At 64.9% G+C, this 15,786-nt stretch carries 17 protein-coding genes and 1 tRNA gene; 15 read left to right on the top strand and 3 right to left on the bottom strand.

Annotated elements, in window-relative coordinates; all coding sequences use genetic code 11:
• Positions 1–12 precede the first annotated feature (12 nt).
• From RCH11_RS17450 to RCH11_RS17460, 3 genes are read left to right on the top strand one after another with little or no spacing between them, the layout of a single operon-like run.
• Positions 13–1,161, top strand: coding sequence for a mannitol-1-phosphate 5-dehydrogenase (locus RCH11_RS17450; RefSeq protein WP_327058296.1), 1,149 nt, complete (start codon positions 13–15; stop codon positions 1,159–1,161).
• 11 nt (positions 1,162–1,172) lie between these two features.
• The gene (locus RCH11_RS17455; RefSeq protein ID WP_327058297.1) at positions 1,173–1,577 is read left to right on the top strand and encodes a hypothetical protein; all 405 of its coding nucleotides are present in this window, start codon (positions 1,173–1,175) and stop codon (positions 1,575–1,577) included.
• Positions 1,577–1,969 carry a hypothetical protein gene (locus RCH11_RS17460; protein WP_327058298.1) on the top strand — a complete coding sequence of 131 codons (393 nt, stop codon included), beginning with the start codon at positions 1,577–1,579 and terminating at the stop codon, positions 1,967–1,969. The genes RCH11_RS17455 and RCH11_RS17460 overlap by 1 nt, the downstream gene beginning before the upstream one ends.
• A gap of 36 nt (positions 1,970–2,005) precedes the next feature.
• Here RCH11_RS17460 and RCH11_RS17465 read toward each other — a convergent pair whose 3' ends face one another.
• Positions 2,006–2,407 carry a DoxX family protein gene (locus RCH11_RS17465; protein ID WP_327058299.1) on the bottom strand — a complete coding sequence of 134 codons (402 nt, stop codon included), beginning with the start codon at positions 2,405–2,407 and terminating at the stop codon, positions 2,006–2,008.
• A gap of 141 nt (positions 2,408–2,548) precedes the next feature.
• On the opposite strand from RCH11_RS17465, the gene serA reads away from it, so the two are divergent.
• The 3 genes from serA to RCH11_RS17480 all read left to right on the top strand — a co-directional run bounded on the left by serA (position 2,549) and on the right by RCH11_RS17480 (position 5,932).
• Positions 2,549–4,138 carry a phosphoglycerate dehydrogenase gene (gene serA, locus RCH11_RS17470; RefSeq protein ID WP_327058300.1) on the top strand — a complete coding sequence of 530 codons (1,590 nt, stop codon included), beginning with the start codon at positions 2,549–2,551 and terminating at the stop codon, positions 4,136–4,138.
• A 150-nt stretch (positions 4,139–4,288) separates the two neighbouring features.
• A complete protein-coding gene (locus tag RCH11_RS17475) occupies positions 4,289–4,654 on the top strand; it encodes a YciI family protein (RefSeq protein ID WP_327058301.1) in 366 nt (121 codons plus the stop codon).
• A gap of 57 nt (positions 4,655–4,711) precedes the next feature.
• Positions 4,712–5,932 (top strand): RNA polymerase sigma factor, encoded by a 1,221-nt coding sequence (locus tag RCH11_RS17480; protein ID WP_327058302.1) that lies wholly within the window; start codon positions 4,712–4,714, stop codon positions 5,930–5,932.
• A gap of 77 nt (positions 5,933–6,009) precedes the next feature.
• Here the strand turns inward: RCH11_RS17480 and RCH11_RS17485 are convergent, their stop codons facing one another.
• Positions 6,010–6,261: a DUF6458 family protein gene (locus RCH11_RS17485; protein ID WP_327058303.1), complete on the bottom strand. Its 252-nt coding sequence runs from the start codon at positions 6,259–6,261 to the stop codon at positions 6,010–6,012.
• 214 nt (positions 6,262–6,475) lie between these two features.
• On the opposite strand from RCH11_RS17485, the gene RCH11_RS17490 reads away from it, so the two are divergent.
• From RCH11_RS17490 to RCH11_RS17525, 8 genes are all read left to right on the top strand, one after another.
• Positions 6,476–7,549 carry a 3-isopropylmalate dehydrogenase gene (locus RCH11_RS17490; RefSeq protein WP_327058304.1) on the top strand — a complete coding sequence of 358 codons (1,074 nt, stop codon included), beginning with the start codon at positions 6,476–6,478 and terminating at the stop codon, positions 7,547–7,549.
• 7 nt (positions 7,550–7,556) lie between these two features.
• Positions 7,557–8,690, top strand: a complete 1,134-nt coding sequence (locus RCH11_RS17495; RefSeq protein WP_327058305.1) for a branched-chain amino acid aminotransferase — start codon at positions 7,557–7,559, stop codon at positions 8,688–8,690.
• Entirely contained in the window at positions 8,687–9,463 is a 777-nt protein-coding gene (locus RCH11_RS17500) for a fumarylacetoacetate hydrolase family protein (protein WP_327058306.1), read from the top strand. Before RCH11_RS17495 ends, RCH11_RS17500 begins: the two co-directional genes overlap by 4 nt.
• A complete protein-coding gene (locus RCH11_RS17505) occupies positions 9,460–10,446 on the top strand; it encodes a YeiH family protein (RefSeq protein WP_327058307.1) in 987 nt (328 codons plus the stop codon). Before RCH11_RS17500 ends, RCH11_RS17505 begins: the two co-directional genes overlap by 4 nt.
• Before the next feature lie 167 nt (positions 10,447–10,613).
• Positions 10,614–10,946, top strand: a complete 333-nt coding sequence (locus tag RCH11_RS17510) for a PadR family transcriptional regulator (protein ID WP_327058308.1) — start codon at positions 10,614–10,616, stop codon at positions 10,944–10,946.
• Complete coding sequence (locus tag RCH11_RS17515) at positions 10,943–11,530, top strand: HAAS signaling domain-containing protein (protein WP_327058309.1); 588 nt, start codon at positions 10,943–10,945, stop codon at positions 11,528–11,530. The genes RCH11_RS17510 and RCH11_RS17515 overlap by 4 nt, the downstream gene beginning before the upstream one ends.
• A gap of 162 nt (positions 11,531–11,692) precedes the next feature.
• Positions 11,693–13,177, top strand: coding sequence for a glutamate--tRNA ligase (gene gltX / locus RCH11_RS17520; RefSeq protein ID WP_327058310.1), 1,485 nt, complete (start codon positions 11,693–11,695; stop codon positions 13,175–13,177).
• Positions 13,178–13,180: 3 nt separating this feature from the next.
• Complete coding sequence (locus tag RCH11_RS17525; RefSeq protein WP_327058311.1) at positions 13,181–14,101, top strand: NAD(P)/FAD-dependent oxidoreductase; 921 nt, start codon at positions 13,181–13,183, stop codon at positions 14,099–14,101.
• Positions 14,102–14,164: 63 nt separating this feature from the next.
• Here the strand turns inward: RCH11_RS17525 and RCH11_RS17530 are convergent, their stop codons facing one another.
• Entirely contained in the window at positions 14,165–14,998 is an 834-nt protein-coding gene (locus tag RCH11_RS17530; protein ID WP_327058312.1) for a cytochrome c oxidase assembly protein, read from the bottom strand.
• Positions 14,999–15,181: 183 nt separating this feature from the next.
• On the opposite strand from RCH11_RS17530, the gene RCH11_RS17535 reads away from it, so the two are divergent.
• Positions 15,182–15,253: transfer RNA gene (locus RCH11_RS17535), tRNA-Gln, on the top strand.
• Positions 15,254–15,786 lie beyond the last annotated feature (533 nt).

The raw sequence follows: 15,786 nt of genomic DNA on the forward strand, positions 1-15,786 counted from the left end.
AACTTGGCAGCCATGAGTACCAAGACCGCTGTCCATTTCGGCGCCGGCAACATCGGTCGCGGCTTCGTCGCCCAGTTCTTGCATGCAAGCGGATACGAGGTGGTCTTTGCCGACGTTGACGAGCACGTCATCGCAGAGCTCCAGGCGGTCGACAGCTACCACGTGCACGAGGTCGGAGCAGACTCCCGGTCGAGCGTCGTCGATAATTTTCGGGCTCTGAACAGCCGAACGCAGGAGGCCGAGGTGGTGGCGGCGATCGCCGCTGCGGACGTCGTGACGACGGCCGTCGGCGCCCGCATCCTGCAGTTCATCGCCCCCGTGATCGCCAAGGGACTGGATGCTCGGCAGAAAAATGCCGCCAAGCTCACAATCATCGCCTGCGAGAACGCACTCGGCGGCACCGACATCCTCGCCGGGCATGTGCGCAAACATGCCCCGGCGCATAACGCGGTCTTCGCCAATTGCGCGATCGACCGCATCGTGCCGGAGCAGGACGGCGGACTGGATGTCACGATCGAATCCTTCTTCGAGTGGGTCGTCGACCGCACACCCTTCCACGGCCACGACGGGAGCAGCCGCACGCCCGACATCTATGGCATCACCTGGGTGGACGATCTCGCTCCGTACATCGAACGCAAACTCTTCACCGTGAACACCGCCCACGCGGCAGCGGCCTATCACGGCATCGATCGCGGCTGGGTGTCGATCCGCGAAGCCCTGGCCACACCCGAACTGCAGGCAGAGGTGCGTGCCGCCCTCGCCGAGACGAAGTCCCTTCTCGTCGCCAAGCACGAGTTCGACGCCGACGAGCAACAGGCCTACATCGAGAAGACGCTCATTCGTATTTCCAATCCCCACCTTCCCGATACCTGCGAGAGGGTCGGTCGCAACCCGATGCGCAAGCTCGGACGCACCGAGCGATTCATCGGTCCCGCAGCAGAACTCGCCGAGCGCGGGATGCCGGCCTGGGCACTGCTCAACGCGGTCGGCGCCACCCTGCGATTCGACGTGCCGGGGGACGAGGAGAGCGTGCAGTTGCAGGAACTCCTCTCGAGCGGCCTGCCGGCGAACGAACTCGTCGTCGCAATCACCGGCATCGAACCGGATCATGCCCTGTTTCCTCACCTGGTCGAAGTCATCCAGCTCCGCTTGAACCGTTAGGGTGATTTTTTATGGCCGTTGATCCGGACGATGAAGGCCTCAGCTGGGGTATAGAGAGTGACCCGACCCATGTCGATGCGCCTGCCACCGACCATCCGGCCGATGACGCAGAGCGGGGCGAACCGGGCATGAGTTCTGCGCTTCTCGTGACTCTCGGGGTCTTCGGCGGCGTCTTTCTGCTGTTCATCGTCGGCTGGATCATCGCCGTGCAGCGCACTACCGCGCCGAGCGCGAACCTGTTCTTCGCGTTCATGTACCAGCTGCGCGGGATCCTTGCGATCGTCGCTCCGGCGGCCTGGTTCGTCGGGGTGCTCGTTCTGGCCCGCGAGTGTCGCGCGGGCGTACGAATACTTTGGCTAGTGCTCGGAGTGGTATTGCTCGCGCCGTGGCCATTCATCGTTGGACCGGGAGCCTGATGACCGACACCGATCCCGCCGAGACTCCGCTCGAGACCGAGCGCGACGAAAATTCCACAGTGAGTCGCGCGGGACACCTCGGGTGGCTCAGCATCACTATCGCGATCGCGTTTGGACTCTTTTACGTGTACAACCTGTTCGAGGCGATCTCGAACGTGGTCGGGGTCACCTCGCAGATAAATCTGTACAACCAGGCGCGGGCGGTTGTGAAGCTCGCCCCCGTGCCGATTCCCTGGGTCTGGCTCGTGATCGACGTGCTTCTCGCGCCGATCGCCTTCGCGCTCGCGTTCGTGCTCGGTCGGCGAAAGCCGGTGCTACTGAAAGTGTTGCTCTTCGCGATCGGACTGACCCTGGTGGCGGCGATGACGCTGTCGGTGGAAGCCCTCGCCTGATCGGTTCGGCAGTCAGCTCATCACTCAGCACATTAGTCAGCGCGGAACGGTCACGATCGACACCAGGATCACGGCGATGAGCACCAGCTGGGCGATGTATCGGGGCCAGAACGGTATCGCCGCAGCGCCGAACCGCTCCGGGTGCTGCGACGCGAAATGATTCGCCGGAAATACCGCGACGAGAAAGACCACGAGCATGATGCCGGCGAGAAAGCTCGTCATCGGCAGAAGCAGTCCGACACCTCCGGCGATCTCGCAGACCCCGGTGAACCGCACCAGGTTCTTGCCGGTCAGCAGGCCGCCGCGCAGGAAGTATTCCGGGATCATCGCGGCCATCCCTCGGGCGGGACCGGGACGAAAGTGAGTGAGACCCATCCCTACGAACGCCATCGCCAGCAGTATTCGGAGCACGAGCTGCAGGATCTCGAAGGCGGTCATCCGTCCATCCTCGCAGAGCGGCATCGTGCCGCTCGGCGTCACACTGCGGAGCGATTCGCGAGCGGTGGGATAAAGTTCAAGGGCCGATGCGCTCGTCGCGTCGCGAATTCCCCCCTCTTCTCCAAACGAAGGATCCGATTCGTGGCAAAGCCGATCGTTGTGATCGCTGAAGAACTCTCTCCTGCTACCGTCGAGGCCCTCGGTCCCGACTTCGACGTGCACACCGTCGACGGCACGGACCGGCCGGCGTTGCTTGCGGCGCTCGCCGAGGCGAGCGCCGTGCTCATCCGCTCCGCAACGCAGGTGGACGCCGAGGCGATCGCTGCCGCACAGCACCTGAAGGTCATCGCGCGCGCCGGCGTCGGACTCGATAACGTAGACATCAAGGCCGCCACCGAGGCCGGTGTGATGGTCGTCAATGCGCCGACCTCCAACATCATCTCGGCCGCCGAGCTCACGGTAGGGCACATCCTGAGCCTCGCCCGCCACATCCCGGCGGCCCACGGCGCGCTCGCCGCCGGACAATGGAAGCGCTCGAAGTACACCGGCGTCGAGCTCTTCGAAAAGACGATCGGTATCATCGGTCTCGGCCGCATCGGGGCGCTGATCACCGCCCGCATGCAGGCGTTCGGTACCACTATCGTCGCCTATGACCCCTACGTCACCGCCGCGCGAGCACAACAACTCGGCGTCACGTTGCTGAGCCTCGAAGACCTGCTCGCCCAGTCCGACTTCGTGACCATCCATATGCCGAAGACTCCGGAGACCACCGGAATGATCGGCGACGACCAGTTCGCCCTCATGAAAGACACGGCATACATCGTCAACGTCGCTCGGGGTGGCCTCATCGACGAGGATGCCCTCTACCGCGCGCTCACCGCTGGGACGATCGCCGGCGCGGGACTCGACGTCTTCGTCAACGAACCCCCCGTCGGTTCGCCGCTGCTCGCGCTGCCCAACATCGTTGTCACGCCCCACCTCGGCGCTTCGACCGACGAAGCGCAGGAAAAGGCTGGTGTGTCGGTCGCGAGATCAGTGCGCCTCGCCCTCTCTGGCGAGCTCGTGCCGGATGCGGTGAATGTGGCCGGCGGCGTGATCGACCCGACCGTGCGCCCGGGCATCCCGTTGATGGAGAAGCTCGGCCAGCTTTTTGCCGGGCTCGCTACGAGTCCGATCACCGCGGTCGACGTGGAGATCCGCGGCGAGATCGTGGAGTTCGACGTCAAGGTGCTGAAGTTGGCGGCGCTCAAAGGCATCTTCACCAATGTCGTGAGTGAGTCCGTGAGCTATGTGAACGCGCCCCTCCTCGCCGAACAGCGTGGCATTACTGTGCGCCTGACGACGGATGCCGTGAGCGACGAGTACCGCAACCTGCTGACCATCCGTGGCACGCTCAGCGATGGCAGCCAGATCTCTGTCTCTGGCACCCTCACCGGGCAGAAGCAGACGCAGAAGATCGTGGAGATCAACGGATATGACGTGGAGGTGCCGGTCGCCGAGCACCTCATCGTGATGATCTACACCGATCGCCCCGGCATCGTCGCGGTCTACGGTAAGGAGTTCGGCGAGGCTGGCATCAACATCGCGGGAATGCAGATCAGCCGTCGCGAGGCGGGCGGCCAGGCGCTGAGCGTGCTCACCGTCGACTCCCCGGTACCCGATGGACTGCTGGAGGCCGTGCGCGAGGCGATCCAGGCCGATCTCCTGTGCGAGATCGACATCACCGACTAGACCATCTGCTTGGAAGCGCCCACCGGCGCGGCCCGAGTATGGTCCGAGCAGCGAATTCTTCCTCACGGTGTCGATTTCGACGGAGGTCGTTCGTCGTAGGGAAGAAGGGCCAGCCGAATCGGAGCGGGTCCGTTACCCCAGGGAGTGATCATGTCGGACAAATACCTCATCCTCATCGTCGAACCGACGTGGGACCCGGCCTCGGTTCCCGATAGCGCGATGGAAGAAGCGGGTCGGGCACACGGTGTATTTTCTGCCGCAGTGGCTGCGGCAGGGGCCAAGATACTCGGGGGAGAGGCCCTGCAGCCGTCGACGGCGTCGGTCGGGATCGTGCCGGCGAAAGACGGGCACCCTGCGGTGTTCACGAACGGGCCGCTGGCTGAGACCACCGAGGTCGTCAGTGGCTACTACGTGATCGAGGCCGAGTCTCTCGACCAAGCCAAGGCACTCGCTGCGCTCTGCCCTACCGGAGATCGCCTGGAGCTCCGCCCAATCTGGGACATGTCTGGAATGTAGTGAGCCACCACCCGATCGTGTGCGGGGCCAGAATGAACGCATGAGCAGAATGAACGCATGAACTCGGCGCTCGAGACGGCATTCGCCGAGGAATGGCCCCGCGTCGTCGGGGCAATTCTCCGCGCCTACGGCAGCGTGGATGTCGCGGAGGAGAGCACACAGGAGGCCTTCGCTCGCGCGGCCGATCGCATTGCCGCAGGGGAAGAGCTCCGGAACATCGGCGCGTGGGTCACGACAACGGCACGGCATATCGCGGTCGATTTGCTGCGTCGCGAAGCGGTGCTCCAACACAAATTGCCGCTGTTCGCCGAACCCGCGGCCCAGGAGGATTCAGCAGAAGAGATCGACGACCGGCTCGGCCTTATCTACGTAGCGTGCGATCCGCTGCTCTCCGCGGAGCAGCAGGTCGCCCTCGCGCTCCGCATCGTCTGCGGTGTACCGACTGCGGATATCGCCGACTTCTTCGGCACCTCGGGAGCGACGATCGCGGCACGGCTCACCCGGGCGAAGCAGGCGATCGCCCGCTCCGGCGAGCGATTCTCCTGGCCGGGTACGGAGGATCGTGCCGAGCGACTCGGCGCCGCGCTCACCACCATCTATGGCGTCTACACACTGGGGCACACCGCGGTCGCGGGGAGCGACCTCATAGACTCGCGGTTATCCGGGCTGGCGATCCTTCTCGCCCGCTCGATCGTGGCGGAATATCCCGGGGATACCGAAGCTCTCGGGCTGTTGGCCCTGATCGAGCTCGGCGAAGCCCGAGTCGCCGCGCGCACCACCCTGGACGGCATGCCGCTTACCCTCGCGGAGGTCGACCGGTCCGTCTGGGGGCGGCGACGCATCCGACGAGGGCTGGAACTCGCCGCGCTGGCACTTCCCGGTGGCGGGCGGTTCGCCCTGCAGGCTGGCATCGCCGGCCTGCACAGCTCTGCAGCGACCTGGGCGGAGACGGACTGGGGGGCGATCTCAACCCTCTATCACGGGCTTTCCCGGGTCTGGCCGGCGCCGGTGGTCATACTCGGGGGCATCATCGCCCGCAGTCATCTCGGACCGTCGGAGCTCGATCGTGCCGCAGTCGAACTGCGTCGGCTCAGCGGACGGGCAAGCGCCGAGTTCGACCGCCGCGTCTTCGCGGCCCTTGCGGACGTCGAGGAGCGCAGGGGAGAGGAAGGTTTGGCCAGCGAGGCGCTGGCCGCGGCATCCCTCGGTGAGAAGAACGAGGCCCTGCTTCGCTATTACGCGAGAGTGTCCGAACGTCTGGCACGGCGAGCCCGTTAACCACAGCGCGCCCATAAACGATGACGCGCCCCCTTCCGAACCCGAATCGGAGGGGAGCGCGTCGGTTCATGAGGGGACTAGATGACGTCGCCCCGAGTTTCCTGACTGGTGGTCTTTTCTGTCCCCGTTGGGTCCACCGCGGTCCGAGTCGTCGAAACCGTCGACCGCTTGCGTGTGACCATGATGATCGAAATCAGAAATACGACCACGCCAGCGCCCATGAGAAGGTACCCGACGAGGTGCAGATCTACCCCCGGAACAGTGAGGCTGAGGGCGAACGCCACGATTGCGCCGACGACGAAAAGAAAAATGCCTGTACCGATACCCATGAAGAGTCCTTCCAGTGCTGCCTTGATGGAGTGAATGTGTACCAAGAAAATGGCTCACAGGTCCAGTGTCCGCCCCCTATGCTATCCGTCTGCCCCCTGAAAGGGGGCCAAGATCCACGATAATCTCCTGCCGGTACGCTGGGAACCGGCAGGAAAGCGCAGTCGCCGCTCTGCGTGGCCGATCGCCATCTCGATTGCACCGAGGAGTCATCCCATGCCCCGCACCATCGCACTCGCACTCATCCCCGGTGACGGAATCGGGCCCGAGGTCATCGCCGAAGCCGTGAAAGTGCTCGAAGCGGTGATACCGACCGATGTCGAGATCACGACCACGTATTTTCCTTTCGGTGCCTCGCACTATCTCGCTACGGGGGAGATCCTGAGCGATGCGGGACTCGACGCGCTCAAGAGACACGACGCCATTCTGCTCGGCGCTGTCGGCGGAGATCCACGGGATGCACGCCTCGCTGGCGGACTGATCGAGCGGGGGCTCCTGCTGCGGCTCCGTTTTGCACTCGACCACTATGTGAACCTGCGTCCCACTCGACTACTGCCCGGCATCGACTCGCCTCTCGCCGCCCCTGGGCTCATCGACTTCGTTGTGGTGCGTGAGGGCACGGAGGGTCCCTATGTGGGCAACGGCGGCGCCATCCGCGTTGGTACCCCGCACGAGGTGGCGAACGAGGTCTCGGTGAACACCGCCTTCGGGGTGGAACGGCTGGTGCGGTACGGGTTCGCGGCCGCATCCGCCCGCCCGCGTCACAAGCTGACACTCGTGCACAAGACCAATGTGCTCACCAACGCGGGCAGTCTCTGGCAGCGCACGGTCGACCGGGTAGCCCTCGACTTTCCCGACATCGCTGTGGACTACCTGCACGTGGATGCCGCAACCATCTTCCTGGTCACCGACCCGGCTAGGTTTGATGTCATCGTCACGGACAACCTTTTTGGCGACATCCTCACCGATCTCGCGGCGGCGATCAGCGGTGGCATCGGACTTGCCGCATCGGGCAACATCAATCCCGACGGTACATTCCCGTCGATGTTCGAGCCGGTGCATGGTTCGGCGCCGGATATCGCCGGGCAACAGAAGGCCGACCCCACCGCGGCCATCCTGTCCGTGGCACTTCTGCTCGATCATCTCGAGCTCGCGGATGCGGCCGCGCAGGTTACCGCGGCCGTCACCGGGGATCTCGCCGCGCGCGGGACCGCGGCGAGAACCACGTCGCAGGTCGGGGATGCCATCCGCTCGCTCCTGGCGCACAATGTAAGACTCCGCAGCAATTAGGGACACCATGAAAAATCTGCTGGCTCCAGCCACACTCAACTTCACCCGTCGGCTCAACCCGGAGGCCCGCGCCGAGCTCGAGCGCACGGAAATACTGGCCGACCCGGGTTTCGGTAAGCACTTCACCGACCACATGGTCGACATCTGCTGGTCGGCCAGAGGAGGCTGGCACCGCCCGCGGGTGCAGCCCTACGGCCCGATCGAGCTCGACCCGGCCGCGGCTGTTCTGCATTACGGACAGGAGATCTTCGAGGGGCTCAAGGCCTACCGGCACGCCGATGGCTCGATCTGGTGCTTCCGTCCCGAGGCGAATGCCGCGCGCATGCAGCGGTCGGCCCGGCGCATGGCCCTTCCGGAGCTTCCCACCGAGTACTTTCTCGACTCGCTGCGAGAGCTCATCGCCGTGGATGCGGCCTGGGTGCCGACCGCGCCAGACACGAGCCTGTACCTGCGCCCCTTCATGTTTGCCAAGGAAGCGTTCCTCGGTGTGCGCCCCGCCGAGAAGGTGAACTTTTACCTGATCGCCAGCCCGGCCGGGGCCTACTTCACGGGTGGGCTCGCGCCCGTGTCCATCTGGCTGTCGACCACCTATTCGCGGGCGGGCAGGGGGGGTACCGGTGCTGCCAAGACCGGCGGAAACTATGCGTCGTCGTTGATCGCCCAGGCCGAGGCCTACGAGCAGGGCTGCGCCCAGGTGCTGTTCCTCGACTCCGAGGAGGGGAGGTTTCTCGAGGAGCTCGGCGGCATGAACATCGTGTTGGTGAAGAAGGACGGCACTCTGGTCACCCCGGTGTCCGACAGCATCCTCGAGGGGATCACCCGCGACTCGATCCTGCAGCTCGCCGAGGACCGTGGGCACACCGTCGAACGGCGCCGCGTGACCATCGATGAATGGCGGGAGGGCGCTGCATCCGGTGACATCGTCGAGGCCTTCGCGTGCGGCACGGCCGCGGTTGTCGCGCCGATCGGACTTCTCAAGGCCGAGGGCTTCGAGATCGTGCACGAGAGCAGTGCACTCGCGCTGTCGCTCCGCGAGGAGCTCACGGGAATTCAGTACGGTACGGTCGAGGACCGCCACGGCTGGATGACGCGCCTCGACCGCATCGCGTCTCTCGATGGCACCGGGCCGACAGCACTGTGAAGATAGCCCGCTTCTCGGTCGGCGGCGGAGATCCCCGGTACGGCATCCTCGATGGCGACGACTATGTCGTGCTCTCCGGCGACCCCATGTTCAGCGGGTTCGGAACCACCGGGGAGCGCGTCGCCGCCACCGACGTGAAGTTGCTTGCCCCGGTCATCCCGCGCTCGAAGGTGGTCTGTATCGGCCTCAACTACGCGGCGCACCGTGACGAGCTCAAGAATGACGCAGCGAGCCCGGAGGCGCCCCTCATCTTCCTCAAGCCGAACACGGCCGTGGTCGGCCCCGGCGACGCGATCCAAATGCCGCCGGTCGAGGGACGCATCGTGCACGAGGGCGAGCTCGTGATCGTGATCGGCAAAATCGCCAAGCGCGTGAAGGCCGCCGACTATGCCGAGGTGATCTTCGGCTACACGATCGGCAACGACGTATCGGCGCGAGACCAGATGTTCGCAGACGGGCAGTGGGCTCGCGCCAAGGGATACGACACTTTCGCGCCGCTCGGACCGGTGATCGAGACCGAGCTTGACTGGTCCAACCTCGAGATTCAAACCTTCGTCGACGGCGAACCGCGCCGCCGGGGCAATACTCGGGACATGCTGCACAAGATCCCCGAGATCATCGAATACGTTTCGGATGTCTGGACCCTTCTCCCCGGCGATGTGATCATGACCGGCACGCCGGCTGGACCGGGAGGTTTTCTCGACGGGCAGGTCATCGACATCACGATCGAAGGAATCGGCACGCTGAGCAACCCCGCGAAAAACCGCGTGTGAGGACCACGCTCCCCGGCCTCGCTCTCGCCGCAATCGGCGCGGCCGCGGGCTACGGCGTGCACCTGTTGCTGCCCGGCCTCCCCTGGCTCACGGCGGCGCTCATCCTTGGTGTGCTCATCTCATCCATCCCACGCTTCCGTGGGAGCCTCGATGGAGCGCTCAAGCCGGGTCTCACGCTAGCGGGCCGTCGACTTCTGCGACTCGGAATTGTGGTGCTCGGGCTCAAACTCAGCCTCGGTGACATCGCTCGGCTCGGCTGGGTTGCCATCCTCGCTATCGTGATTCTTGTCGCCGTGAGCTTCGTCATTACCTGGCTCGTCGGCCGACTGTTCCGGCTCGAGGGTGACCAGGCAGTGCTGATGGCGGCGGGGTTCTCGATCTGCGGGGTCTCGGCGGTCGGTGCAATGGCCGCCGCTCGCCGCTCGCGCGAGGAAGACACCGGCACACCCATCACCCTTGTCACCCTCTACGGCACGCTCGCAATCGTCGTTCTGCCGGCACTCGCCGGGCTGCTTGGTCTTGGCAACCGCCAGTTCGGACACTGGGTGGGCGCAAGCGTGCATGACGTCGGGCAGGTCGTCGCGACGGCACAGACCGCCGGTGCTGCAGCCCTCGCGGTCGCCGTCGTCGTCAAACTCACGCGGGTATTGATGCTCGCACCCATGGTTGCGATCGCCTCGATCCAGACCCGCCGGCGCGACTCGACGCTCGAGACATCCGAAGCCAGGCCAGCGATCGTGCCGCTATTCATCATCGGCTTCGTCGCGGCGGTGCTGCTTCGTTCGTTTGTTCCGCTCCCGGATGCCCTGCTCTCGATTGCCGACGTCGTGCAGTCGGCACTTCTCGCGAGTGCCCTGTTCGGCATCGGTGCCTCGTTGCGTCTCGAGCAGCTTGCTCGGTCCGGCGTGCGGGCGATCGGCGCGGGGTTGGTGTCGTGGATCGCGATCCTCGGCCTCGCGTTGGCTGTCGTGTACCTCTCCTGAGGGCTGCGCCTGCGCCCAATCCAGCATCCGGCGTCCCTGCGCCTTTGTGTCAGCCATGCAGCCTGACGTTTGGCCGCATGGCTGACTTTCGACGGCGCGGTTGGTCGCTGGGGCGATCACGGACCCGCGCATTGCGCTATCGTGCGAGGCACACTATCGTGTGATGCATGGCAGTTGATGTGGGCGCGCAACTTCGGAAGGGAGTGGTCGAGTACTGCGTCCTCGGGCTGTTGGCCTCTGAGCCGACCTACGGCTGGCAGCTCTCGGAGGCTCTCGTCTCGCGCGGCCTGATCGCGAGCATCGGTACGCTCTACCCGATTCTCAGCCGACTGCGCGCGCAGGGCCTCGTCAGCAGCTTCGATCGGCAGTCGGATGCCGGACCGTCCCGTCGCTATTACCGGGTCACCGAAACCGGACATCGCCAGCTCACCATCTTCCGCGAGCAATGGGGGCCATTCGCCCGCACCGTGAACGAAATTGTCGGAGAGGACAGCCCATGACCAAAACCAGCACCCCGCAGGTCGTCCGTAGCTACCTTGGCGAGCTTGATCGCACCCTGGCCGGCGTACCCGACGACGTGCGGCAGGGCATCGTGGCGGGGGTTGCCGAAGAGCTGGAGGGGCTGGATGCCGTGGCCGCGGCATCCCGCATCGAATCCCTCGGCGACCCCGCATTCATCGCCGCAGAGGCCCGCGCCGAGGCCCAAGCGGAGGCCCGCGCCGGTGCCGCCCCGAACCCGTCGGCCGCGATACTCACGCCATCCCGGACATCCGAGCAGCACTGGTATGTCGTCGTGACAGCGTTGCTCCTCGAATTCGGAGGGCTCCTGGTGCCGTTGGCCGGATGGGTGGCGGGAATCATGCTGCTGTGGGTGTCGCCACTCTGGACTCGCGGCGAGAAGCTCGTCGCGACGATCGTGCCGCCCGCGGTCGGCATTCTGCTCTTCTCCAGCTTGGCGATCGGCGGATCGGGTATTTCCTGGTGGCACGCGGTCGTACTCGGTGCACTAGCGGGGCCGGCTCTCGCCTCGATCGTGATCGGAATCATCCTGAGTCGTCGTGGGTGGTTCCGGGCCCGGCCCTGATTCCGCCGTAGCCGACCAGCGTTCCGGCTCACCATGCGCCGTTTTGTCAGCCATGCAGCCCGATGATTCACCGCATGGCTGACAAACGGGCGCATGGTTCCGGCCAGCGGCTGCCCGGGCACAGGCATACTCAAAACTGCTCCCGGGTAAGCTTCTCTGGCCATGTCACCCTCTTTCAGCACAGCCAGTGGAGCCGACGTCCGCGTCCGTTTCTGCCCCTCGCCCACCGGAACCCCGCACGTCGGACTCATCCGCACGGCCCTCTTCAACTGGGCCTACGCCCGGCACACCGGCGGTCGGATGATCTTTCGCATCGAAGACACCGACGCCGCGCGCGACAGCGAGGAAAGCTACCTGCAACTTCTCGACGCGCTCAGCTGGCTGAACATCGACTGGGACGAGGGTGTCGGTGTCGGTGGCCCGCACGAGCCCTATCGACAGTCCCAGCGCGGCGAGATTTACTCTGCGGTGATCGAGCAGCTTCGGGCGAGCGGGCACCTCTATGAGAGCTACGCCACGGCGGCGGAGATCGAGGCCCGAAACATCCAGAACGGGCGTGATCCGAAGCAGGGCTACGACAATTTCGAACGCGAGCTGAGCGAGGAAGCGAAGGCTGCCTATCGCGCCGAGGGGCGCACCCCCGCCCTGCGGCTGCGCGTGCCTGATACCGATCTTTCGTTCGACGACCTGGTGCGCGGGGAGATCACGTTCCCGGCCGGATCCTTCGTGGACTTCGTGGTCGTGCGCCCCAACGGTGCGCCGCTCTACACCTTCGTGAACCCGGTGGATGACGCGCTCATGGGAATCACGCACGTGCTGCGCGGCGAGGACCTGCTGTCGTCCACCCCGCGGCAGATCGCGCTCTATCACGCCCTCATCGAGATCGGAGTGGCCACCGCCATCCCGCGTTTCGGCCACATGCCGTACGTGATGGGGGAGGGCAATAAGAAGCTCTCCAAGCGCGACCCCGAGTCCAACCTGTTCCACCATCGCGAGCGAGGGTTCATCCCCGAGGGGCTGCTTAATTACCTCTCGCTGCTTGGCTGGTCGCTCAGCCACGACCGCGACGTGTTCACCATGGATGAGATGGTCGCCGCCTTCGACATCGTCGACGTGAACCCCAACCCGGCCCGCTTCGACGTGAAGAAGGCCGAGTCGATCAACGGCGACCACATCCGCCTGCTGGCCCCGGATGTCTTCGTGGAGCGCCTGCTTCCCTACCTGACTGGGCTCGTCTCCGATCCGCCGACCGGCACCGAGCAGGCCATCCTGCGCGAGGCCGGCCCGCTCGTTCAGGAACGCATGCAGCTACTTGGCGAGGCTCCGGCACTGCTCGGATTCTTCTTCGCGGCGGATGACTCGATAAAGGTCGACGCGGACGCCACGCCCCCGGCGGGCTCGGCCGAGATTCTCGATGCCGCCGTCGGCGCGCTCGAGCAGGTTACTGACTGGTCCCACGCCGAGATTGAACGGGTGCTGCGTGCCGAGCTGATCGAGGGCGGCGGACTCAAGCCGCGCATCGGTTTCGGTCCGCTGCGCACGGCGCTCTCGGGCAAGCGAATCAGCCCCCCACTGTTCGAGTCGATGCAGTTGCTCGGCAAGGAGTCGACGCTCGCGCGACTCACCCGGCTCGCGGCCGCCCTTTAGCCGATGGAACACTACGACGTTGCCATCGTCGGTGCCGGGCCCGCCGGGCTGAGCGCGGCACTGAACCTTGCGCGCGCCCGTCGCCGGGTACTGCTGCTCGATGCAAACCGGCCTCGTAACGCGGCGACGATGATCTCCTGGGGCTTCATCACGCGCGACGGCATCGCGCCACACGAGCTCCGTCGGCTCGCGCGCGAAGAACTCGAGCGGTACCCGGAGGTCGAGGTGCAGAAGGCGACGGTCCTTTCCGTTGTTGAGTCAGCTGGCGCATTCGCGCTCGAGGCGAAGGGGATCAACGGCTCCCCAAGCAGGTCGGTCACCGCGTCGGCGATACTCGTGGCGACCGGACTGAAGGAGACGCTGCCGGCGCTGCCGAGCATCCGCTCGTTCTATGGCCTCGGATTGTTTAGCTGTGCCGAATGTGACGGCTACGAGCACAGCGATCAACCCCTCGCGCTCATCGGCGAGACGAGCGACCTCGCCGCGCGAGCGTTGTTGATTGCCCAGTGGAGCCGCAATCTCACTGTGTTCACGAATAATATCGGGCGCATCACGGATGCCCAGGAGGCTTTACTTGCTGGGCGTGGGGTGCGCGTCGAACGTGGCGTCATCGATGACGTTGTCGGTGAGCGCGGCGTCGTCTCCGCGGTGCGGCTGGCGGATGGAACCTCGATTGCAGTGGAAGGTGGCTTCGTCCGCCCGCATTGGGATGCGACTCTCGGTTATGTCTCTGCGCTCGGTCTTGCGACGGATGGCTGGGGACTCCTCACCACGGACGCTGACGGCCGAACCAACGTCGCTGGCGTGTACGCCGCGGGCGACTCCACCGCGCCGGGTCCGCAGCAGCTCATTGTGGCTGCCGGTGCGGGCGCGCGCACTGCTGCCGCGATCAATCGTGATCTGATTGGCATCCCCAGCCACTGACCCGCGGCTCATCGCCGCCGGTCGATTATTCGATCGCCCAGCGATACGTATAGGGACCGCAGACTAGTCCCGCGGTCCGCGCAGGTGTTCTCGCGTCAGGGCATCCATCTCGTCGTCGGTCAGCGCGTCAAGCGCCTTGGCTTCTGAGCGATCGATGCGTGACCAGCGCACGAACATGAGGATGAGCACGGGCACGTCGGCGACCTCGGCGATGAACCACAAGAAATCGCCCGAGAGATGCTGGTCGTGGTAGGCCGAGGGAAACCAGGCCGGAAGCGAACCCGAAGCCTGACCGAGCCCGTCGAGAATGTGATTGTTCAACCGCAGCACGATTCCCGGAATCGCGTCGACCACGAGCTCGACGAAGACGAGTAGAAACTCCACCGTGATGAAGAAGCTCGTGCGCTGGGTGGTGTTCTCGACGATGGGCAACACCATCAGCAGACCCATCAGGGGCACCGCGACGGTGAGGATACCGCCCGCAACCGAACTCTCGCGCAGGCTTCCCGCGATGGGCGTGAGAAACACCGAGAACGCGACGAGGGCGAACAGCGGCGCGAAGACCGCGTTGCCTGCCAAGCGTACGGGCCACGACCGGAGCACGGCATCCACCGTCTCCAGCGAGGAGCCGACGAGCACGAGCCTCGCAAGGGCGATCGGCCTACCGAGGCTGAGCAGACCGGGAACGGCGAAGAGCATCAGTGCGATGCGGGTCGTGAACGCCCAGCGCAGGTCAGTGCTCCAGACACCGAGGAACCCGAGGTTCACAACGGCGAACGATCCCAGCCCGAGCGTGAAAAACCAGACGGTGCGGAGGCGGGGCCACGCTACCTGCTGCCGGCGCAGTGACAGAACACCGGCCGCATAAAGGCCAGCGGCCAAGAGGATGAAGCTCACCGAGACCGGATCGAATCGCCAGCTCGTGAGGAAGGTCAGGATGGGAGGCGTGGCTGGCTCGATTCGTAACGGAGAGATCGCAGAAAGTCTGTCATGCCCAGCCGAATGCTCGCCCGTGCATTTGGGCGACCCCGTACCGGTGCGTTAGAGTAACGAGTCGGCTCGGGTTCGTCCCGGGTGTGGTGGGGTATGGTGTAATTGGCAACACGGAAGATTCTGATTCTTTTGTTCTTGGTTCGAGTCCAGGTACCCCAGCTTGTGAACCCCTGATTTCAAGCAGAAATTAGGGGTTTTTCGTGTCACTCGTCACTACTGTTTCATCTCCAAGGACAAAATACGGGACAAAAAACGCATCTGGTGCGACCTTTTCGAGCCGTATGCCGCAGTGCCAACCGGCTGCTCCCGGAGGCTACCGGATCCCCGTCGCGGGGCGCGCACCTGTGGGGCATGGTCGACACAACAGCACCGCCCCTCCCGGTCATTCTCACCCAGGACGAGGTTGCCACGCTTTTTAAGGTCCTGCCGCGGACCCTGGAGTACTGGCGGCTGACCCGCAGCGGACCCCCGCACCGGAAGATCGGCCGGCATGTGCGGTAAGAGCTGACCGAGGTGATGAAATGGTTCCGCGGACAGAAGCACCCTGCCTAGGCCGCGGACACTGGCAGGGCAGCTCGGCACTATTCAATACACTGACTTAGCCGCAATACCGTTCAGTTAAGGGTCCATGGGGTAGTTTCGAGGTATGCCTCGTTCTGGATGGGTGAAGCCGGTTTCTGACCGTCGGTTGT

The sequence above is a fragment of the Glaciihabitans sp. GrIS 2.15 genome, assembly GCF_035984695.1.
Classification (GTDB): Bacteria; Actinomycetota; Actinomycetes; order Actinomycetales; family Microbacteriaceae; genus Lacisediminihabitans.